Annotated in this window: 18 protein-coding genes; 14 read left to right on the top strand and 4 right to left on the bottom strand. The window is 70.9% G+C overall.

What is annotated here, in order from left to right; translation table 11 throughout:
• Nucleotides 1–16: 16 nt before the first annotated feature.
• From ACWPQI_RS20545 to ACWPQI_RS20535, 3 genes are all read left to right on the top strand, one after another.
• Nucleotides 17–1,195, top strand: a complete 1,179-nt coding sequence (locus ACWPQI_RS20545; RefSeq protein ID WP_124258337.1) for an acyl-CoA dehydrogenase family protein — start codon at nt 17–19, stop codon at nt 1,193–1,195.
• Between the two features lie 31 nt (nt 1,196–1,226).
• Nucleotides 1,227–2,138, top strand: coding sequence for a biphenyl-2,3-diol 1,2-dioxygenase (gene bphC / locus ACWPQI_RS20540; protein WP_017679866.1), 912 nt, complete (start codon nt 1,227–1,229; stop codon nt 2,136–2,138).
• Between the two features lie 70 nt (nt 2,139–2,208).
• Nucleotides 2,209–2,340 carry a hypothetical protein gene (locus ACWPQI_RS20535; protein WP_017679867.1) on the top strand — a complete coding sequence of 44 codons (132 nt, stop codon included), beginning with the start codon at nt 2,209–2,211 and terminating at the stop codon, nt 2,338–2,340.
• A 352-nt stretch (nt 2,341–2,692) separates the two neighbouring features.
• On the opposite strand, the gene ACWPQI_RS20530 is transcribed toward ACWPQI_RS20535, so the two are convergent.
• From ACWPQI_RS20530 to ACWPQI_RS20520, 3 genes are read right to left on the bottom strand one after another with little or no spacing between them, the layout of a single operon-like run.
• Nucleotides 2,693–3,484, bottom strand: a complete 792-nt coding sequence (locus tag ACWPQI_RS20530) for an SDR family NAD(P)-dependent oxidoreductase (RefSeq protein ID WP_474738477.1) — start codon at nt 3,482–3,484, stop codon at nt 2,693–2,695.
• A 21-nt stretch (nt 3,485–3,505) separates the two neighbouring features.
• A complete protein-coding gene (locus tag ACWPQI_RS20525; protein WP_017679868.1) occupies nt 3,506–3,763 on the bottom strand; it encodes a hypothetical protein in 258 nt (85 codons plus the stop codon).
• On the bottom strand, nt 3,741–4,916 hold the full coding sequence (locus ACWPQI_RS20520) for a 3-ketosteroid-9-alpha-monooxygenase, oxygenase component (RefSeq protein ID WP_003934712.1): 1,176 nt from the start codon (nt 4,914–4,916) through the stop codon (nt 3,741–3,743). The genes ACWPQI_RS20525 and ACWPQI_RS20520 overlap by 23 nt, the downstream gene beginning before the upstream one ends.
• A gap of 231 nt (nt 4,917–5,147) precedes the next feature.
• Between ACWPQI_RS20520 and hsaA the strand changes: the two genes are divergently transcribed.
• The 9 genes from hsaA to ACWPQI_RS20475 all read left to right on the top strand — a co-directional run bounded on the left by hsaA (nt 5,148) and on the right by ACWPQI_RS20475 (nt 15,582).
• Complete coding sequence (gene hsaA, locus ACWPQI_RS20515; RefSeq protein WP_017679869.1) at nt 5,148–6,314, top strand: 3-hydroxy-9,10-secoandrosta-1,3,5(10)-triene-9,17-dione monooxygenase oxygenase subunit; 1,167 nt, start codon at nt 5,148–5,150, stop codon at nt 6,312–6,314.
• A gap of 170 nt (nt 6,315–6,484) precedes the next feature.
• A complete protein-coding gene (locus ACWPQI_RS20510) occupies nt 6,485–7,129 on the top strand; it encodes a TetR/AcrR family transcriptional regulator (protein WP_010596079.1) in 645 nt (214 codons plus the stop codon).
• Between the two features lie 220 nt (nt 7,130–7,349).
• Entirely contained in the window at nt 7,350–8,510 is a 1,161-nt protein-coding gene (locus tag ACWPQI_RS20505; protein ID WP_474738476.1) for a steroid 3-ketoacyl-CoA thiolase, read from the top strand.
• Between the two features lie 28 nt (nt 8,511–8,538).
• Nucleotides 8,539–10,731 carry an acyl-CoA dehydrogenase family protein gene (locus tag ACWPQI_RS20500; protein ID WP_040270143.1) on the top strand — a complete coding sequence of 731 codons (2,193 nt, stop codon included), beginning with the start codon at nt 8,539–8,541 and terminating at the stop codon, nt 10,729–10,731.
• A 56-nt stretch (nt 10,732–10,787) separates the two neighbouring features.
• Nucleotides 10,788–11,978, top strand: coding sequence for a lipid-transfer protein (locus tag ACWPQI_RS20495; protein WP_052455247.1), 1,191 nt, complete (start codon nt 10,788–10,790; stop codon nt 11,976–11,978).
• A 2-nt stretch (nt 11,979–11,980) separates the two neighbouring features.
• Nucleotides 11,981–12,853, top strand: coding sequence for a MaoC/PaaZ C-terminal domain-containing protein (locus tag ACWPQI_RS20490; protein ID WP_040270147.1), 873 nt, complete (start codon nt 11,981–11,983; stop codon nt 12,851–12,853).
• On the top strand, nt 12,850–13,500 hold the full coding sequence (locus ACWPQI_RS20485) for a PaaI family thioesterase (protein WP_010596073.1): 651 nt from the start codon (nt 12,850–12,852) through the stop codon (nt 13,498–13,500). The genes ACWPQI_RS20490 and ACWPQI_RS20485 overlap by 4 nt, the downstream gene beginning before the upstream one ends.
• Nucleotides 13,501–13,510: 10 nt before the next feature.
• Entirely contained in the window at nt 13,511–14,299 is a 789-nt protein-coding gene (locus ACWPQI_RS20480; protein ID WP_040270149.1) for an SDR family NAD(P)-dependent oxidoreductase, read from the top strand.
• A gap of 128 nt (nt 14,300–14,427) precedes the next feature.
• Entirely contained in the window at nt 14,428–15,582 is a 1,155-nt protein-coding gene (locus tag ACWPQI_RS20475; RefSeq protein WP_432375187.1) for a biosynthetic peptidoglycan transglycosylase, read from the top strand.
• 68 nt (nt 15,583–15,650) lie between these two features.
• Here the strand turns inward: ACWPQI_RS20475 and casG are convergent, their stop codons facing one another.
• Nucleotides 15,651–17,315: a steroid-24-oyl-CoA synthetase gene (gene casG / locus ACWPQI_RS20470; protein ID WP_040270152.1), complete on the bottom strand. Its 1,665-nt coding sequence runs from the start codon at nt 17,313–17,315 to the stop codon at nt 15,651–15,653.
• A gap of 217 nt (nt 17,316–17,532) precedes the next feature.
• Between casG and ACWPQI_RS20465 the strand changes: the two genes are divergently transcribed.
• Together ACWPQI_RS20465 and casI are read left to right on the top strand one after the other, a co-directional pair.
• On the top strand, nt 17,533–18,726 hold the full coding sequence (locus tag ACWPQI_RS20465; protein WP_010596069.1) for an NADH:flavin oxidoreductase: 1,194 nt from the start codon (nt 17,533–17,535) through the stop codon (nt 18,724–18,726).
• 14 nt (nt 18,727–18,740) lie between these two features.
• Entirely contained in the window at nt 18,741–20,438 is a 1,698-nt protein-coding gene (casI, locus tag ACWPQI_RS20460) for a steroid-22-oyl-CoA synthetase (protein WP_304433722.1), read from the top strand.
• Nucleotide 20,439 lies beyond the last annotated feature (1 nt).

Genomic DNA, 20,439 nt, shown 5'->3' with positions numbered 1-20,439 from the left:
CAGAGAGCTGACAGTCATGGGCCAGGTTTTGGACAACATCATCCAGTACGCGGACGAGATCCGCGCCGAGGGCGCCGAGGGCGACAAGCTCATGCGCCTGACCGACAACAACGCCAAGCGGCTGCGCAACGCCGGTGTGATCCGCATGCTGCAGCCCAAGGAGCACGGCGGCCTCGAAGTCCACCCGCGCGAGTTCGCCGAGACCGCGATGGCGATCGGAGCAATGGACGGCGCCACCGGCTGGGTCGCCGGCATCGTCGGCGTACACCCGTGGGAGCTCACGTTCTTCGATCCGAAGGCGCAGAACGAGATCTGGGGCGAGGACCCCGACATGTGGATGGCCTCCCCGTACGCGCCGATGGGTGTCGCGGTTCCGGTCGACGGTGGCTACATCCTCAACGGCCGCTGGTCGTTCTCCTCGGGCACCGACCACTGCGGCTGGATCATGATCGGCGCCGCGGTGGGCGACAAGGACGGAAACCGGCTGAACCCGCCGCAGGTCCTGCACGTGCTGCTGCCGCGCTCGGACTACGAGATCGACCAGGACAGCTGGAACGTCGTGGGCCTGCGCGGCACCGGCTCGAAGGATCTGATCATCGAGGACGCCTTCATCCCCACCTACCGCACCCTCGACGCCGACGTCGTCCTCAGCGGCAACGGCTGGCGGCACGCCGGGCGCGACGAGACCCTCTACAAGTTCCCGTTCTCGTGCATCTTCCCGCTGGGCATCACCTCGTCGCTGATCGGCATGGCCGAGGGCGCGCTCGCGTGCTACATCGCGGCCCAGAAGGAGCGCGTCGCGGTCACCGGTATCCCGATCAAGGAGGACCCGTACGTCCTCTATGCCCTCGGTGAGGCGGCCGCCGAGATCGCCGCGTCGCGCGCCGCGATCCTCGAGACCGTCGACCGCTTCTGGGACAAGACGGACAAAGGCCAGGAGGTCACCTTCGACGAGCGTGCCATCGGGCGCCGCACCCAGACCGCTGCCGCGTGGCGGGCCGTCCGCGCCGTCGACGAGATCTTCGCCCGCGCCGGTGGTGGCGCGATGCACCTGAAGTTCCCGATGCAGCGTTTCTGGCGCGATGCGCACGTCGGTCTGTCGCACGCGATCCACGTCCCCGGCTCGATCTTCCACGCGTCTGCGCTGACCCAGCTCGGCGGCGAGCCGCAGGGCGTCCACCGCTCGATGATCTAGCTCTCCCGCGAACGTCCCGGAAGGAACACATATGACGGATATTCGAGGACTCGGATACCTCCGGATCCAGACCACCGACGTCGCGCGCTGGCGTGAACTCGTCGTCGACGGCCTCGGCATGGCCGTCGGCTCCGGCCCCGAACCGGACGGCCTCTACCTGCGGGTCGACGAGCGGCGGGCACGCCTGATCGTGCTGCCCGGCGAATCCGACAAGGCACTCGCGGTGGGCTGGGAGGTGCGCGATCAGTTCGCCCTCCAGCGGGTCCGCGAGACCGTCGAGAAGGCGGGCGTCACCGTCGACGTCCTCTCCCAGGAGGAATGCGACTACCGCGACGCCGAGCAGGTCATCGCGTTCGACGACCCGATCGGCACCCGCGTCGAGGTGTTCTTCGGCCCGGTGCTCGACCACAGCCCCGTCGTCACCCCGCACGGCGGCCGGTGGGTCACCGGCGAGCAGGGCCTCGGCCACGTCGTGCTGCCCGCCACCGATTTCGACGCGGCGCATGCCTTCTACACCGAGGTGCTCGGCTTCCTGCCGCGCGGCGCGATCCGGCTCCAGGCTCCCGGCCCGGCGCGGCGCGTGCGCTTCCTCGGCGTGAACCAGCGTCACCACAGCCTGGCCCTGTGCCCGGCGCCGCCGACCGAGGAGCCCGGCCTCGTGCACCTGATGACCGAGGTCGACACCCTCGACGCCGTCGGTCAGGCACTCGACCGCGTACGTAAGCTCGGGTTCTCCATCTCCTCGACGCTGGGCCGGCACACGAACGACAAGATGGTCTCGTTCTACGTGCGCGCGCCGGGCGGCTGGGACCTCGAGTTCGGCACCGAGGGAATGCTCGTCGACGAGGCGTACTACACGGCCGAGGAGATCACCGCCGACAGCTACTGGGGCCACGACTGGTCCGGGTCCGAGCCGCTGGCGGCGTTCAGCCCGAAGTCCTAGCTCGCAGAGGGAACACGAACAAAGGCCCGGCCGGGGATCACCCCGGCCGGGCCTTCGTCGTCGAGCCCTGGTGCTGGGCCGCACCTCGCACGGCATGGTTCCTGCCGTGCTGCTCGGCGTCGTCGCGACGCTGCTCGCGACGAATTTGTCGGTGCGGCTGCGACGGTGCGCCCGCGCCGCGATCTGTCATGGCTCGTCGTGATCGTCGGCTACGGCTGCGCCATGACCCCGGTGCGCCTGCAGGGCAGGATCGTCGGCGCTCTGCGCGGAGCGCATTGGCGGTCCGCCCCACCGACGTCGCACCGAGTTCACAGATCCCGCCGGCGCGGCCGTCGACCCGGCCGGTGCTCCGACCCGCACAGAAACGAACTGCCCACCCGCCGTGCTCGGCGGATGGGCAGTTCGGAGACGAGAACCGATCGGGCCGGCCGTCCTGCGCAGCAAGTCGACGGTGGACCGACTGTCATGGAATGTGCGCAGTCCGGCCGACCCGATCGTGTGTAAGGTACCCCCGCGTCGGTGCTTTCACACCGACGCCCCGGAAATCCGTTCGGTCAGCTCCTGTTCAGCAGCTTGCGCATCGCCTCGGCCGCGCCCCGGACGAGCTTGTCGCGGGGGAATCCGCTGCGCTTGACCGCGGCCTCGTAGTTGCCGCCGGCCACCCACACCGGTCCGTCGGTGAGGTGATCGAGGCCCTCCCGGGCCACCTCCTCCGGCTCGGCGACGAGCATGCCGGGGATGTCGAAGTTCAGTCCGGCGCGGATCATCGCCGGGGTGCGAGTCACGCCGAGGACGAGTTCGACGACATGCACCCCGTGCGGGGCCAGTTCGAGCCACAGGCTTTCGGCGAAGACCCGGCTGAACGCCTTCGACGCCGCGTAGATGCTCTGGTGCTCGGACCCCATGTATCCGGCGAGCGAGCCGAGCAGCATGATGCCGCCGCGCCCGCGCTCCTTCATCTTCGACCCGAACAGGTGCGAAAGTTCCAGCTGCCGATCGATGTTGAGGGTGATCACGCCACGGAAGCCGTCGAGGTCGCCGGAGACGAACTCGTGACCGTAACTGTTGGCGCCGGCGTTGAAGATGAGCAGACCCACCTCGACGTCGGCGGTCGCCCGCCGGAGCTGCTCGACCGCGTCGTCGGCGAGCAGATCGAGCGCGAGGGTGCGCACCTCGACCCCGTTGCCGCGGACCTTCTCGGCGGTCTCCTCGAGCGGGCCGGGCTTGCGGGCGACGAGCACCAGGTTCAGCCCCGCCTTGCTGAGCTCGTCGGCGAACGCGGCACCGACGCCCTCGGAGCCGCCGGCGATGACGGCCCACGGGCCGTACTGCTTGACGTCGATCACGAAAGTTCCTTTCCGGCTGACTTACTGGATGATCGGCCCCGGGACCGGGGTGTCGTCGAGGACGGTGAGGCGGCCTTCGGTCGCGGCCCACGTGATCGTCTCGGCGAGCTTCGCGCAACCACGGCGCGGCGCCCCGGGCCGGGAGTCCTGCCCACCCTGCTCACGCATCTCCGGGCACCGAGACCGCGCCTCCTCGTTCCACTGGACGGAGGTGTGCTCCCAGCTGTTCTTGGCGACGAGAACCCGGGCGCCGCACTCAGTGCACTGCAGGGGTTGCATCGGTGGTCGCCGCCTCCTCGGCTGCCGTCTTGCGGGCGAGGTTCTCCTCGACCTCCTTCATCCACGCCGCCACGGGGCGGGTGGTGTCCATCTCGAACTCGAACCGCTCGGTCATCTCCGGCTTGACGTCGGCGGCGTCCACGTAGAACTGCTCGTACCAGCGGCGCAGCTGGTAGACCGGGCCGTCCTCGTCGCACAGCAGCGGATTCTCGATGCGCGTCTTGTTCTTCCAGATCTCGACGTCCTGCTCGAAGCCTCGGGCGATGAAGTCACCGAACTTGCGGGCCGTCTCGTCGGCCGAGTCGCCGAGGGCGTCCGACTTCTTCACGATGATCCCGTACATCAGGACGAACTTGTTCTCGCTGACGGGGTAGTGGCAGTTGAGCAGCACCGAGTCGATGTCGTAGCCCTCGTACTTGTACTGCAGGTCGTCGATCATGAACGACGGACCGAAGTACGCCGCCTCGGAGCGGCTGCCGACGAGCTTCGGCTGGCCGTCGGCGTGCGGCCGCATGTCCTCGCGCGCCTGACCGTGCATGATCTGCGTCGCGACGTGGCCCTCGAAGATGTTCTTGAAGTACGTGGGGAACGAGTAGTGCACGTAGAAGAAGTGCGCCATGTCGACGATGTTGTCGATGATCTCGCGGCAGTTGGTGTCGACCTCGGTGGTGTACCAGACCCAGTCGGTCCACTCGTCGCTCGTCGCGCCCTCGATGCGGGGGATGGTGACGTCGGCGGGCGGCGGGTTGCCCTCGGGATCGTGCCAGACGAACAGCATTCCGTCCTGGTCGAGGGTGTGCCACGCGCGGGTCTTCGCGATCGGCGGGACGCGCCGCGCGTAGGGGATCGAGGTGCACCGGCCGTTGCCGCCCCAGCGCCAGTCGTGGAAGGGGCAGGCCACCGAGTCGCCCTTGATCGTGCCCTGGCTGAGGTCGCCGCCCATGTGCCGGCAGTACGCGTCGAGGATCTTCAGGTTGCCGTTGCTGTCGGCGAACACCACGAGCTTGGTGCCGAAGGCGTGGATCGAATGCGGCTTGCCGTCCTTGAAGGACTCGGACAGGCCCAGGCAGTGCCATCCCCGGGCGAACCGGGTGGGAGCGGCACCGGCCACGATCTCGCGAACTTCGACGTCGTCGGACTTGCTGGAGCTCACTGTCGTCCGTCCTTTCGGAGGAAATGTGGTATCGGATGGAGCACCTCGGTGCTGTGCGCGGGTGGGCCGGGGGACGGCAGCCGCCTGCGACCTGTGGGATCGACGCTAGGTGAGGCCGGTCACCGGGGGTGCGGCGATCCCACTGTCCGGGACACGTTCCGGCGGGCCGCGGCGCCGGCGCCGCACGATGGGGGAGCCCGTACCCGCCCCGGTCACGAAGGAGTGACGCCGATGCCCGACGACGTGCTGACGAAGGTGCGCGAACTGCTGCCGTCCATCGCGGAGCGCGCGCAGACGGTCGACGACTCGCGCCGGGTGCCGGACCAGACCGTGCAGGACCTGGCCGCGGCGGGGGTGTTCCGGATGCTGCAGCCCGCCCGGTACGGCGGTCTCGAATGCGACCCCGTGCGCTTCTACGAGGTGGTGCGGGAGATCTCGGGGGCCTGCGGGTCGACGGGCTGGGTGACGTCGATCCTCGGGGTCCACTCCTGGCACCTGGGCCTGTTCGACCCGCAGGCCCAGGACGACGTGTGGGGGCAGGACGATTCGACGCTGCTGTCCTCGTCGTACGCGCCGGTCGGCGAACTCGTCCCGGTCGACGGTGGTTTCCGGCTGTCGGGCAACTGGCGGTTCTCGTCCGGGTGCGAGCATGCGACCTGGGCGTTGCTCGGGGCGCTCGTCGTCGGTGCCGAGGGCCGGCCGGTGGACTTCATGACCGTCCTGGTGCCGCGCAGCGACTACCGGATCCTGGACGTGTGGGACGTCGTGGGCATGCGCGGAACCGCCAGCAACGAGATCTCCGTCGACAAGGCGTTCGTGCCGCACCACCGCACGGTGCGCAACTACGACCTGGCGCAGCTGCGGGCCCCCGGGCACGCGGTGAACCCGGGACCGTTGTTCCGGCTGCCGTTCGCCGCGATCTTCACCACCGCCGTCGCCGCGCCGGTGATCGGAACGGTCGCCGGGTGCTACGAGCAGTATCTGGGGGCGATGCGGAACCGGGTGCGGTTGAGCCTGGGCGGGGGCCGGTTCGCCGAGGACCAGTTCGCGCAGGTCGCCGTCGCCCGGGCCGCCTCGGAGATCGACGCGGCGATCCTCCAGACGGACCGCAACATCCGGGAGTTGTACGAGCTGGCGGTGGCGGGGCAGCCGCTGCCGACGCGGCTGCGGCTGCGGCTGCGCCGCGACCAGGTGCGGGGCACCGAGCGTGCCGTCGAGGCGATCGATCTGCTGTTCAAGACCTCGGGCGGCAACTCGCTCGGCCGGGGGACCCCCGTCGAGCGGGCGTGGCGTGACGCACACGCGGGCAGCGTGCACGTCGCCAACGATCCCGAACGCGCCCTCGCGATGTACGGACGGGGCGCATTCGGCCTGCCGGTGGAGGACAACCTGATCTGAGCCGCCACCTGCTGGAACGAGGGGTGCCCGGGATCGATGTATCCTCCCTCTCGTGCGCCGAGCACGCGCGCGTCCCACTGAGCGGAAGATCTCCGGCGGCTCGGCGCGGAACGCGGGATGCTGGGCGGCGCGGCATCGCCGCAGAGACGAGACGACGGAGGAGGACCCCCGTGCCCAGAGTTGCCGAAGCGCGGGACGCCGCGGAGCCGACGTCCGCCGAGCAGCGCGCGCGGTTCGGGCGCATCCTCGACGCCGCTGCGAGCCTGGCGACCGAGAAGGAACTCGAACGGGTGCAGATGCACGAGGTCGCGAAGATGGCCGGCGTCGCCATCGGCACCCTGTACCGGTACTTCCCGTCCAAGACGCACCTGTTCGTGGCGGTCATGGTCGATCAGATCGATCAGATGAGCGAGCGGATGGCCCAGCGCACCAATCCGGACGCCACCCCGCAGGAGGCCGTCTACGAGGCGCTCGTGCGGGCGACGCGGGCGCTGCGGCGACGGCCGTTGCTGGCGACGGCGATGATCCAGTCCACGAGCACCGCCAAGGCCACCTCCATTCCCGACGTCGCGAAGATCGACCACCGCTTCCGCGAGGTGCTCTATCGGGCGGCCGGGCTCGAGTACGTCACCGAACGGGACGCGACGCTGGTGCGGGTCCTCGAGCAGGCGTGGTTCGGGATCATCCAGTCCAGTCTCAACGGCCGGATCTCGGTTCCCGATGCGGAGTCCGACCTGCGGGTGGCGTGCGAGCTGCTGCTCGCGGGCCTGTCGAACGCGAGCCCGGCGAACGCGAGCCCGGCACCCTCCGTCTGACCTCCCGGTCGCGCACCCGTGTCCCGAACCTCGGCGTGCCTGCGTAACTGAAATGAATTCTCATTCCGTCCGCGGGGCGTAGACCTGCATGGGGTCCGAAATAGGCCATTGCCGTGGCGTAGAAAATGGAATACATTCCAAAAGTGAACGCGTTCCGGTTCTGTGCGCCGGCGCGTCCCATCGACATTTGCCCAGCACTCATGTTCCGAGGAGCCAGCTCATGACCGACGTAGTCATCGTCGACGCGGCCCGTACCCCCGTCGGCCGCCGCCGCGGCGCCCTGTCCGGTCTGCACCCGGCCACCCTGCTCGGCACCGCCCAGCGCGCCGTCCTCGAGCGCGCCGGCCTCGCCCCCGACCAGGTGGGGCAGATCGTCGGCGGCTGCGTCACCCAGGCCGGCGAACAGTCCAACAACGTCACCCGGCAGGCCTGGCTGCACGCCGGCCTGCCCTACACGACGGCCGCCACGTCGATCGACTGCGCGTGCGGCTCCTCCCAGCAGGCCGTCCACATCGTCGCCGGTCTCATCGCCTCCGGCCAGATCACCGCGGGCATCGGCTGCGGCGTCGAATCCATGAGCCGGGTGTTCCTCGGCCAGGCCCTCACCCCCGAGACCGGCAACCCCTACCCGGACGACTGGACCATCGACATGGGCGACCAGTTCACCTCGGCCGAGCGCATCGCCGCCAAGCGCGGCATCAAGCGCGGCGACACCGACGCCTTCGGCCTCGAGTCGCAGCGCCGCGCCGCCGCCGCCTGGGCCGAGGGCCGGTTCGACCGCGAGATCGTCCCCACCGAGGCGCCCGTCCTCGTCGACGGCGTGCCCACCGGCGAGACCACCGTCGTCACCCGCGACGGTGGCCTGCGCGAGACCACCGCCGAAGGCCTGGCCGCGCTGAAGCCGGTCGTCGAGGGCGGCATCCACACCGCGGGCTCCGCGTCGCAGATCAGCGACGGCGCCGCCGCGGTCCTGCTCACCAGCGCCGAGCGCGCCCAGGAACTGGGCCTGCGGCCCCGTGCCCGGATCGTCGCCTCGGGCATGGTCGGGTCCGACCCGTACTACCACCTCGACGGCCCGATCGACGCCACCCGCCACGTGCTCGGCAAGGCCGGGATGACGCTGGACGACATCGATCTCGTCGAGATCAACGAGGCGTTCGCGTCGGTCGTCCTGTCGTGGGCGCAGGTGCTCGACGCCGACATGTCCAAGGTCAACGTCAACGGTGGCGCCATCGCCCTCGGCCACGCCGTCGGGTCGACCGGTGCCCGGCTCCTCGCCACCGCCCTGCACGAGCTCGAGCGGTCCGACCGGTCGACGGCACTGGTCACCATGTGCGCGGGCGGCGCACTGTCCACCGCCACCGTCATCGAACGCATCTGACCACCACCATCGAATTCGCGAGGCCGACATGACCATTGGACTGACAGACGAGGACCGCGACCTGCGCGACGCGGTGCGCGGCTGGGCCGCCCGCCACGTCACCGCCGACGTGGTGCGCCAGGCCGTCGAAGCCAAGACCGACACCCGTCCCGCGTTCTGGGGCTCGCTCGCCGAACTCGGTGTGCTCGGGCTGCACCTGCCCGAGGAGGTCGGCGGCGCCGGCTTCGGTCTGGTCGAACTCGCGGTGGTCATCGAGGAACTGGGCCGGTCGATGGTGCCCGGCCCGTTCCTGCCGACCGTGCTGACCGCCGCGGTGCTGCGCGAGGCCGGCCGCACCGCCGAACTCGCCGGTCTCGCGGACGGCGCCACGCTCGCCGGCGTCGCCCTCGACCCGGGCACGTTGCGGGTGGGGCGCGGCTCGGCCGGCACCACCCTGTCCGGACGGTCCGGATTCGTCCTCGGCGGCCACACCGCCGACGTGCTGCTCGTCGCGGCCGAGGACGCCGGCAACCGCGCCTGGGTGCTGCTGCACCGCGACCGGGTCGACGTCGAGGATCTGCCCAGTCACGACGTGGTGCGCGGCAATTCGCAGTTCGAGGTGGACCGTCTGGCGCTCGGCGCCGACGACGTGCTGCGGATCGACCCGCAGCGCGTCACCGATCTCGCGGCCGCCCTGTTCGCGGCCGAGGCGTCGGGCATCGCGGACTGGTGCGTGCGCACCGCCGCCGAGTACGCCGCGGTGCGCCGCCAGTTCGGCCGCCCGATCGGCCAGTTCCAGGGCGTCAAGCACCGCGCCGCACGCATGCTCGCACTCGCCGAGCAGGCCCGCGTGTGCGCGTGGGACGCCGCCCGCGCCCTGACCCCCGGCGGTGCCGAGGCGGACGAGGCGTCCCTCGCGGCCGCCGTCGCCGGCGCCACAGCCCCCGAGGCCGCGTTCGCCGTGGCCAAGGACTGCATCCAGATTCTCGGCGGCATCGGCTACACGTGGGAACACGACGCGCACCTGTACCTGCGCCGCGCCCAGTCGCTGCGGATCCTGCTCGGTTCCACCGCGTCGTGGCGCCGGCGGGTCACCGACCTCACCCGCGGCGGCACCCGCCGCGTCCTCGGCATCGACCTGCCGCCGGAGGCGGAGCGGATCCGGGACGAGGTGCGCGGCGAACTCGCGCCCGCCGCCACGCTCGACGGCGCCGAACGCACCACGTACCTCGCCGAGAAGGGCTACACCGCACCGCATCTGCCCGCGCCGTGGGGCAAGGGCGCCGACGCGGTCACCCAGCTGGTGATCGCCGAGGAACTGCGCGCGGCGAGCCTGAGGCCGCACGACATGATCATCGGCAACTGGGTGGTGCCGACCCTGATCGAGCACGGCAGCCCGGAGCAGCTCGAGCGGTTCGTGCCGCCGTCGCTGCGCGGCGACATCGTCTGGTGCCAGCTGTTCTCCGAGCCCGGCGCGGGCTCGGACCTGGCGTCGCTGACCACGAAGGCCACCAAGATCGACGGCGGGTGGATCCTGCAGGGGCAGAAGGTGTGGACCTCGATGGCCCGCGACGCCCACTGGGGCATCTGCCTGGCCCGCACCGACGCCTCCGCTCCCAAGCACAAGGGCTTGTCGTACTTCCTCGTCGACATGCGCGGCAGCGAGGGTCTCGACATCCGCCCGCTGCGCGAGATCACCGGCGAGGCGCTGTTCAACGAGATCTTCATCGACAACGTCTTCGTCCCGGACGAGTGCCTCGTCGGCGAGCCCGGCGACGGCTGGAAGCTCGCCCGCACCACCCTCGCCAACGAACGCGTCTCCCTCTCGCACGACTCGTCCCTCGGCTCCGGCGGCGAGGCCCTGCTCGACCTGGCCGCCGAACTGCCCGGCGGACTCGACGACGAACAGGCCACCGTCCTCGGGAAGGTGCTGTGCGACGCGCAGACCGGCGGGCTGATGGCGTTGCGCACCACGCTGCGCTCCCTGGCCGGTGCCCAGCCCGGTGCCGAGTCCTCGGTCGCGAAGCTGCTCGGCGTCGAGCACATCCAGCAGGTGTGGGAGGTCGCGATGGACTGGGCCGGACCGCGTGCCCTGCTCGGCGCGCAGGACCGCCGGTCGGCGACGCAGATGTTCCTCAACTCCCAGTGCATGTCGATCGCCGGCGGCACCACCAACGTTCAGCTCAACATCATCGGGGAGCGCCTGCTCGGCCTGCCCCGCGACCCCGAGCCCGGGAAGTGAGCACCGCCGTGACGTCGGCGCGGCAGGGACGCCGCGTGTTCGTCGTCGGCGTGGGGATGACGAAGTTCGAGAAGATCGAGACCAGCGGCCGGGAATACCCCGAGATGGTCCGCGAGGCCGTCGACATGGCCCTCGGCGACGCCGGCATCGGCTACGGGCGGGTGCAGCGGGCCGCCGTCGGTTACGTGTTCCAGCCGTCCACCGCCGGTCAGCGCGCCCTGTACGAGGTGGGACTGACCGGCATCCCGATCGTCAACGTCGACAACAACTGCGCCACCGGCTCCACGGCGCTGATGACGGCGCGGGACTGGGTGCAGGGCGGGCAGGCCGACGTCGCGCTGGCCGTCGGGTTCGAGAAGATGACCCGCACCTCCCTGACCGGCACCGGCGAACTGCCGAAGGTCACCACGCTCGACCACCACCTGAACGTCATGACCGACCTGCACGAGTGGGGCACCGGCCCGATGACCGCCCAGCTGTTCGGCAACGCCGCGGTCGAGCACATGGAGCGCTACGGCACCACCGCCGAGCAGATCGCCGCCGTGGCGGTGAAGAACCACCGGCACTCGGTGCACAACCCCTACGCGCAGTTCCGCGACGAGTACACCCTCGAACAGGTGCTGGGCGACAAGATGATCCACGCGCCGCTCACCCGCTCGCAGTGCTCGCCCACCTCCGACGGCGCCGGCGCGGCGGTCCTGGTGAGCGAGGCCTTCGTGCGCGAGCACGGCCTCGAGGACCGGGCCGTCGAGATCGTCGCGCAGGCGTTGACCACCGACACCGGCGAATCGTTCGACAGCCGCTCGATGATCGACGTCGTCGGCGCCCCGATGACGGGAGCGGCCGCCGCCCGGGTGTTCGCCGAGTCCGGGCTCACCGTCGACGACGTCGACGTGATCGAACTGCACGACTGCTTCGCCATCAACGAGATCATCACCTACGAGGGGCTCGGGCTGTGCAGCCCCGGCGAGGGCGGCAAGCTCGTCGAGTCGGGTGCCACCACCCACGGCGGCCGGTGGGTGGTCAACCCGTCGGGCGGCCTGCTCTCCAAGGGCCATCCCCTCGGCGCCACCGGCCTGGCCCAGTGCGCCGAACTCACCTGGCAGCTGCGCGGCGAAGCCGGCGGCCGTCAGGTCGACGGCGCCCGCGTGGGCCTGCAACACAATCTGGGGCTCGGCGGCGCGTGCGTGGTGACGCTGTACCGGGCCGGAACCCTCACCGGAACCGCGGACGAGAAGGAGAACTGACCGTGCCCATCGACCCGAAGACCGCACTGTCCGCCGAACCCACTGTGCGCGAAGCGGTCTGGACCAACCGCGACGTCATGCTGTACCACCTCGGGCTCGGCGCCGGCGGCGACGGACTCGACCCGGCCGAGCTGCGCTGGGTGTACGAGAAGGACCTGCGGGTGCTGCCGACGTTCGCGATGGTGGCCGGCCAGGGCATCTCGGCCGGCGCGCTGAAACCGGCCGGCATGAACCTGCCCGGCATCGACATCGACCTGCGCCGCATCCTGCACGGCGGGCAGTCGCTGCAGCTGCACGCCCCCATCCCCGCCTCCGGGACGGCGCACATCTCGTCGCGCGTGGCGCACGTGTGGGACAAGGGCAAGGCCGCCGTCATCGTGCTCGAACAGGCGGCCACCACCCCGGAAGGTGCGCCGCTGTGGACCACCGGCATGCAGATCTGGGCCCGCGGCGAGGGCGGCTTCGGCGGCGAACCCGGCCCGGAGACGCCGCACACGGTGCCCGACCGCGACGCCGACACCGTCCTCGTCTCGCCCACCGGCACGCGGCAGGCCCTGCTGTACCGGCTCAGCGGCGACATGAACCCGCTGCACGCCGAGCCCGCGTTCGCGCAGGCCGCCGGTTTCGACCGGCCCATCCTGCACGGTCTGGCCTCCTACGGGATCGTGTGCAAGGCCGTCGTCGACGGCCTGCTCGACGGCGATCCGGCACGGGTGCAGAGCTACTCGGTGCGGTTCGCCGGCTCGCTGTTCCCGGGCGAGACCATCGAGACCGCCGTCTGGCACGACGGCGACCGGCTGACGTTGCTGGCGACCTGCCCGGAGCGCGACGGCGCCCCCGTCCTCACCCACGCCGTCATGGAGGTGCGTCCGTGAAGGTCGGAACCCATCCCACCGCCGCCACCCACGCCCACGGCACGGTGCTGACCTCGGCGCCGCAGGACGCGCCGGTGGACCGGGCGACCGCCGCCGCGCGCCGCGTCGTCGACGCCATGCTGCGCACCGACCGCGGCAACGCCAACCTCGACCGGGTCGCGGAGGAACTGAACAGCATCGCCGACCACCTCGAGGAACACGCCCCGGAGGTCGCCGAACGACTGATCGACATGTGGAACGGTGAGGGCGTCACCCGGCACGACCCGGTCACCGGCCCCGAGAACGCCATCGCCCCGCCCCTGGTCCTCGAGGGCCTCGAGGACGGCTCGGTGCAGGGCACGGTCACGCTGACGATGCCGTACCAGGGTCCGCCCGGGTGCGTCCACGGCGGGGTGTCGGCCCTGATCCTCGACCACGTGTTGGGTGTCGCCAACGCCTGGGGCGGCAAGTCCGGGATGACGGCGAAGCTCGAGACGAACTACCACCGGCCCACGCCGCTGTTCGAGCCGCTCGTCGTCACCGGCCGGCTCGTCTCCGTCGACGGCCGCAAGATCCGCACCGTCGGCAGCATCACGACGGCCGACGGACAGCTGTGCGTCTCGGTGGAGGGACTGTTCATCGACAAGACGGTTCCGCGTCCCCGATAGGAGAATCCGCATGGGAGCACTCGACGGTCGTGTCGCGCTGATCACCGGCGCCGGCATGGGCATCGGGCGCGGCATCGCCGCGGCGTACGCGCGGGAGGGCGCGGACGTCGTCGTCGCCGAGATCGACGAGCAGGCCGGCGATGCCACCGCCCGGTGGCTGCGCGACGAGTGGGGTGCGCGCGCCCACTTCGTGCGCACCGACGTCACCGACAAGGCCCAGGTCCACGCCGCGGTCGACGGCGCGGTCGAACGGTTCGGCCGCCTCGACGTCCTCGTCAACAACGCCTGGCGCGGCTCCGGGTACGCCCGGTTCGAGAACATGACCGACGAGCAGCTGCGTGCCGGGTTCGACACGGCCGTGATGGCGGCGTTCTGGGCGATGCAGCGGGCCCTCCCGGAACTCGAGCGCCACGGCACCGGCCGGGTGATCAACCTGTGTTCGCTCAACGGCGTCAACGCGCACATGTACTCCGTGCAGTACAACGCCGCCAAGGAGGCGCTGCGCACCCTCACCCGCACCGCGGCGCGGGAATGGGCGCCGAAGCAGATCTGCTGCAACGTGATCTGCCCCGGCGCGCAGAGCGAGGCGTTCCGGCGGGTGGCCGAGACCGACCCGCAGATGGCGGCGGCGTCGGCGCAGGCCAACCCGATGGGCCGAATCGGTGACTCGCTCGACGACATCGGACCCGTCGCGGTGTTCCTCGCGAGCGACGGTGCGCGCTACCTCACCGGCAACACCTTGTTCGTCGACGGCGGCGCGCACATCAACGGCGTCCAGTGGGCGCCGCGGGTGGACTGAGCATCCGGTCCCGACCCCCGAGACCGGCCCGTGACCGTCGGCGACGAAGATGAAGAGGTCGTGTCGGTGACCAGCGGGAGGCGTGTACAACGATGAGGCCGGGCAGGTGCGCAGCGTGCGGGCGGATCGTGGGTCCGTTCGAGCGGCGGGTCGACGGCCGGTGCACCCGGTGTGTCGCCGCCCGCCTCCGCGCCTGGGCGGCGGCCCCCGAGGTGCCGGTGCGCCGGGAACCGCAGGACCGCGGCCCGAAGCTGCGCCGGCTGCGTCGTCCCGCGGTGCAGTGGCCCCGCCTGCGTCGCCCCGCGGTGCAGTGGCCCCGCCGGTCCGAGCCGCAGCCTCGTCGCGAACCCGAGTACGCGGGAGTGCGTCGCCCCGAGCCGCCGTGGCCGCCCGTCGCCCGGCCCGGGCCGCCCCCGCTGCCGGCGCAGCCGCCCCGCAATCCGTGGCCGACGCGGGCGAAGCGGGCCGGCGCAGCGGTCGCGGCGCTCGTGCTGATCGCGCTGACGGCCACCGCGTCGCTGCGGGTGTGGACGCCGGCGTCGTCGCGGTTCATGCGCATCGACGACGGCCCGGTCACCTACCAGTACGTCTCGCTCGACCACGTCAGCCGCTACATCGTCGCCTCGGTGATCGCCCACGAGGACGACCAGATGGGTCTTCGTGCGCAGGCGTTCCACTGGGGCGACTACGCCGACCGCGCCCGCGCCCACCTGACGGGTGAGCCGCAGCAGACGTACTCGACGATCCCGCAGCAGCTCGCGAAGAACATGTTCTTCACCCCCGACCAGAGCGCGATCCGCAAGGCCGTCGAGACGGTGCCGTCGATCCTGTTGAGCAGCACCCTGCCCGACGCCCGCATCATGGAGCTGTACCTGAACTACGCGCAGTTCGGTCCCGACCTGTACGGGGTGTGCGCGGCCAGCTGGTACTACTTCGACACCGCGCCCTGGGAGATGTACCAGTACCACGCGATGCAGCTCGCGGGCATGCTGCCCAATCCGGAGGACGTCGTGCGCCTGCCCGGCGGGGGCGTCGCCACGCCACCGGACGCGCCGTATCCGAGCGCCGCGTTCCACATCAACGGTGCCGCCAACGTCGATCTGCCCGCCCGCTTCGCCGGGTGGGGCGGCTGGGAGAACATCGTCGCGTCGGTGGGCATCGAGGATTCGGCCGCCGACCACGCCGACGACCGGCCCAGCGCGGATTCGTGCTCGACGATGCCCGAGCCGGTGCGTCAGCGTCTGGCGGTCGAGGACCCCGGGTTCGTGTCCCGGTCGCAGTAGCCGCATCCGCGACCGGCGGTGCTTCTCGCGCGCGTGAGAACGCGCGCAAGAAGCACCGCCCCGCGCAACTAGATGCTGACCTCGCGACGCACCGTCTTGCCCGTCGCGTTGCGGGGCAGCAGGTCGGAGGTGATCCGCCAGCGGGTGGGAACCTTGAAGTACGACAGACGCTCGGCCGCGTACTCGCGCAGCTCCTCCTCCGTCACGCTCGCCCCCTCGGCGAGGACGACGACCGCCGCCACCTCCTGACCGAGGTCGGGGTGCGGGACGCCGATCACGGCGCACTCGCGCACGGCCGGGTGCTCGTCGAGGGTCTGCTCGATCTCGGTGGGGTAGACGTTCTCGCCGCCGCGCAGGATCAGGTCGGAGCGACGGCCCGTCAGGCGCAGCCGGCCGTTCTCGATGACGCCGTAGTCACCGGTGCGCAGCCACCGGTCCGGGGTGATCGCCGCGGCCGTGGCCTCCTCGTCCTCCCAGTAGCCGAGCATGACGAACGGGCTGCGCACGCACACCTCGCCTTCGACCCCGTCCGGCAGCCATTCGCCGAACGGATCGCGGATCTCGAGGCTCACCGTGATGATCGGCCGGCCCAGGGTGCCGGGGAACGCCTCGATGTCCTGCGAGTTGGCGACCGCGATGGCGGTGCTGCACTCGGTGAGCCCGTAGCTGTCGACGAGGGCGTCGCGCGCGAAGGGCACCTTCTCGCGCAGCCGGTCCTTGAATGCGATCGACGACGGTGCCGACGCGAGTGCGAACGCCGTCAGCGACGACAGGTCGTACTTGTCGAGGTTGTCGTGCTCGAGCAGCCGCGACGCCATCGTCGGCACCGCGCCCCAGTTGGTGACGCGTTCGCGTTCGATCAGGCTCAGCACCTTGTCCACGTCGAACGAACCCTGGTGCATGATCACCGCGCTGCCCGTCGCCAGCCGCGGGATCACCAGGTTGTGCAGGCTCGCGATGTGGAACAGCGGCGAGGTGAGCAGGTACCGCAGGTCGCTGGGGACGTCGTCGCTGTAGGTCCGGCCGGTGAACGCCGCGAGCAGGGCATCGCTGAACCGGTGGTAGTCGACGACCGCCAGCAGGTTGCGGTGCGAGTGCAGCGCGCCCTTGGGCCGGCCGCTGGTGCCGCTGGTGTAGAGGATGACCGACGGGTCGTCCTCGTCGATGTCGACGCGCGGCGGCTCGGCGCCGGGGTACTGCGCGATCAGCCGGGGCAGGTCCTCCTCCATCGTCAGGACCGTGATCCCGGTGGTGTCGACGTCCGCGAGGGCCTCGGCGCGCTTGGCGTCGACGACGAGGACCTTCGGCCGGCTGTGCTCGAGGCCGTACTCGATCTCCCGCGGCACCCACCAGCCGTTGAGCCCGACGGTGATCGCGCCGAGCGTCTGGCTCGCCCAGAACGCGATCACCCACTCCGGGGTGTTCGCGGCCAGGATCGCGACGCGATCGCCCTTCTCGACGCCGTAGTCGCTGCGCAGCGCCCGGGCGAGGGAGTAGGCGGCGGCGGCGTGCTCGGCGAAGGAGAGCCGGCGGTCGGCGGTGACGAGGTAGTCGCGGTCCCCCCAGCGCAGGGAGTCGGCGAGCAGCTCGCCCACGGCCTTGCCGCGGTTCTTCATCACCGGCATCGAGGCGCCGAGCACCTCTTCCTCGACGATCTCGAACCGGCCACCCGGGCCGGTCAGGCGGGAGACGACCTCGTCGAGGTACAGCCGGGGATCTGCGGACGCAGTCATGCGGGGACCTTTCCTTCGTGTCACGTGAATACCGTGTCACCTGCGGCGATAGACCTGTGACCTCACCCTGGCCGCGGCCGCGTGTGAGGCGTGCCACTGCAATTTCTCACGTCGGGCCGTGGGTGCGGTAGTGGTTACCACTGAGCGGGACTCACCGTGATCCACCCGACAGCCGGGGCTACGTTCGGCGCAGAATCGCTGCCGGAGGAGCAACCGCATGTCCACATTTCTCGATACCCCGACGACAAGGATCGATCCCTTCGCCCCCGCGAAGCTCGGCCCGCTGACCCTGCGCAACCGGGTGATCAAGGCGGCCACGTTCGAGGGCCTGACCCCGAAGGGGCTCGTCACCGACGAGCTCATCGAGTTCCACCGCCGGCCCGCCGCCGGCGGCGTCGGCATGACGACGGTCGCCTACTGCGCCGTCGCACCCGACGGCCGCACCGCCCCCGGTCAGCTGCAGTGGACCGACGAGACCCGGCCCGGCATGCGCAAGCTCACCGACGCGATCCACAACGAGGGCGCCGCGGTCTCCGCGCAGATCGGCCACGCCGGTCCGGTCGCCGCCGCGAAGTACCTCGGCACCCCGGCCCTCGGGCCGAGCCGCGCCTTCCGCATGACGACCCAGAACTTCAGCAAGCCCGCCACCAAGGCGGACATCGCCCGCATCACCGAGGGCCACGCCGAGGCCGCGCGCCGCGCCGTCGAGGCCGGCTTCGACGCCGTCGAGATCCACTTCGGGCACAACTACCTCATCAGCTCGTTCCTGAGCCCGAAGATCAACAAGCGCAAGGACGAGTACGGCGGGTCGCTGGAGAACCGCGCCCGCTTCGCGCGGGAGGCCGCCCGCGCCGTCCGCGACGCCGTCGGCGACAAGATCGCGATCCTCGCCAAGCTCAACATGGACGACGGCGTGCCCGGCGGCTTCTGGCTCGACGAGTCGATCCAGGTCGCCAAGTGGCTCGAGGCCGACGGCTCGCTCGACGCCCTCGAGCTGACCGCCGGCAGCTCGCTGCTCAACCCGATGTACCTGTTCAAGGGCGACGCGCCGCTGCGCGACTTCGCCGCCGTGATGCCGCAGCCGACGAAGCTGGGAATCCAGTTGGTGGGCAAGCACTTCCTGCGTGAATACCCCTACCGCGACGGCTACCTGCTCGAGGACGCCAAGCAGTTCCGGTCGCAGCTGAAGATGCCGCTGGTGCTGCTCGGCGGCATCACCAACCGGGCGATCATCGACGAGGCGATGGCCGAGGGCTTCCAGTTCGTCGCCGCCGCGCGGGCGCTGCTGCGCGACCCGGACCTCGTCAACCGCATGCAGGAGGACGCGGACGCCGCGTCGCTGTGCAACCACTGCAACAAGTGCATGACCGCCATCTACGGGGGCACCCACTGCGTGCTCCGGACGGCGTGAAGGGAGCCGCAACGATGACGAGCACCGTGAACCCCGGCACCGCCGCGACGGAAGCGGGCGTGCAGCGCGCCACCATCGCCGAGATGCTGCTCGACCGCGTCGGCGACGACCGGCTCGGCCTGCGGACCCGGGAGCAGGACTGGACGTGGGACGCCGTGGTGCGCGAGAGCGCCGCGCGTGGCGCTCTCGCGCGGTCGCTGCGCGGCGACGGCCCGTTCCACATCGGGATCCTCCTCGACAACGTCCCGGACTTCCTGTTCTGGCTCGGCGGGGCCGCGCTGGCGGGCGCGACGGTCGTCGGCATCAATCCCACGCGCGGCGCGGCGGAACTCGAGGCCGAGGTCCGCTACGTGGACTGCCAGCTCATCGTCACCGACACCGCCGGGATGGCGAAGCTGCGCGGCCTCGACCTGGGCCTCGGCGAGGACCGCTTCCTGCTGATCGACGATCCCGGCTACGCGGCCCGCCTCGAGCGGGTGGAACCGGCGATCGCCGACGGCGTCGACGAGGACAGCCTGTTCCTGCTGCTGTTCACCTCCGGCACCACCGGCCGGTCCAAGGCCGTCAAGTGCTCCCAGGGCCGGTTGTCGCGGCTCGCGTACGCCAACACCGCCAAGTACGGGCACCACCGCGACGACGTGGACTACTGCTGCATGCCGCTGTTCCACGGCAACGCGCTGATGGCGCTGTGGGCCCCGGCCCTGGCCAACGGTGCGACGGTGTGCCTGACCCGCAAGTTCTCCGCGTCCGGGTTCCTGCCCGACGTGAAGTTCTTCGGCGCGACGTTCTTCACCTACGTCGGCAAGGCCCTGGCCTACCTGATGGCCACCCCCGAACAGCCCGACGACGCCGACAACCGGCTCGAGCGGGGATTCGGCACCGAGGCCTCGCCGGAGGACAAGGCCGAGTTCGTGCGCCGGTTCGGCGCGGTGCTGTACGAGGGGTACGGCTCGAGCGAGGGCGCCGGTTCGGTCCGGCTCGATCCGGCGGCGCCGGAGGGCGCGCTCGGCCGGCCCGCGCACGCCGGGATCGCGGTGGTGAATCCCGACACGTTCGCCGAGTGTGCCCGCGCGGTGCTCGACGAGCACGGCCGGGTGCTCAACCCGGACGAGGCGATCGGCGAGATGATCAACAAGGAGGGCGCCCGCGCCTTCGAGGGCTACTACAAGAACGACGTCGCCGACGCCGAGCGGATCCGCAACGGGTGGTACTGGACCGGCGACCTCGGCTACGTCGACGAGGCCGGCTTCATCTACTTCGCGGGCCGCAAGGGCGACTGGATCCGGGTCGACGGCGAGAACACCTCGGCGCTGATGATCGAGCGGGTCCTGCGCCGGCACCCGAAGGTCGTGACCACCGGTGTCTACGCGGTGCCGGACCCGCGGTCGGGCGATCAGGTGATGGCGGCGATCGAGGTCGCCTCGCTCACCGACTTCGACCCGGCCGAGCTCGCCGAATTCCTCACCGGCCAAGCCGATCTCGGGTCGAAGGCGATTCCCCGGTTCGTGCGGGTGTCGACGAACCTGCCGGTGACCGGCTCGAACAAGGTCCTCAAGCGCGAGCTGCAGGCGCAGCGCTGGCACACCACCGAGCTCGTGTACCGGTGGGTGGGACGCGGCGCGCCGGAGTACACCGCGATGAGCGAGGCCGACAAGGCCGCCCTGGACGAGGAATTCGCCGCACACGGCCGGCAGCGGCTGCTGAGCGTGTAGC

Source organism: Rhodococcus sp. LMD, from assembly GCF_056108245.1.
This window is presented reverse-complemented; position numbering and strand designations above follow the sequence as displayed.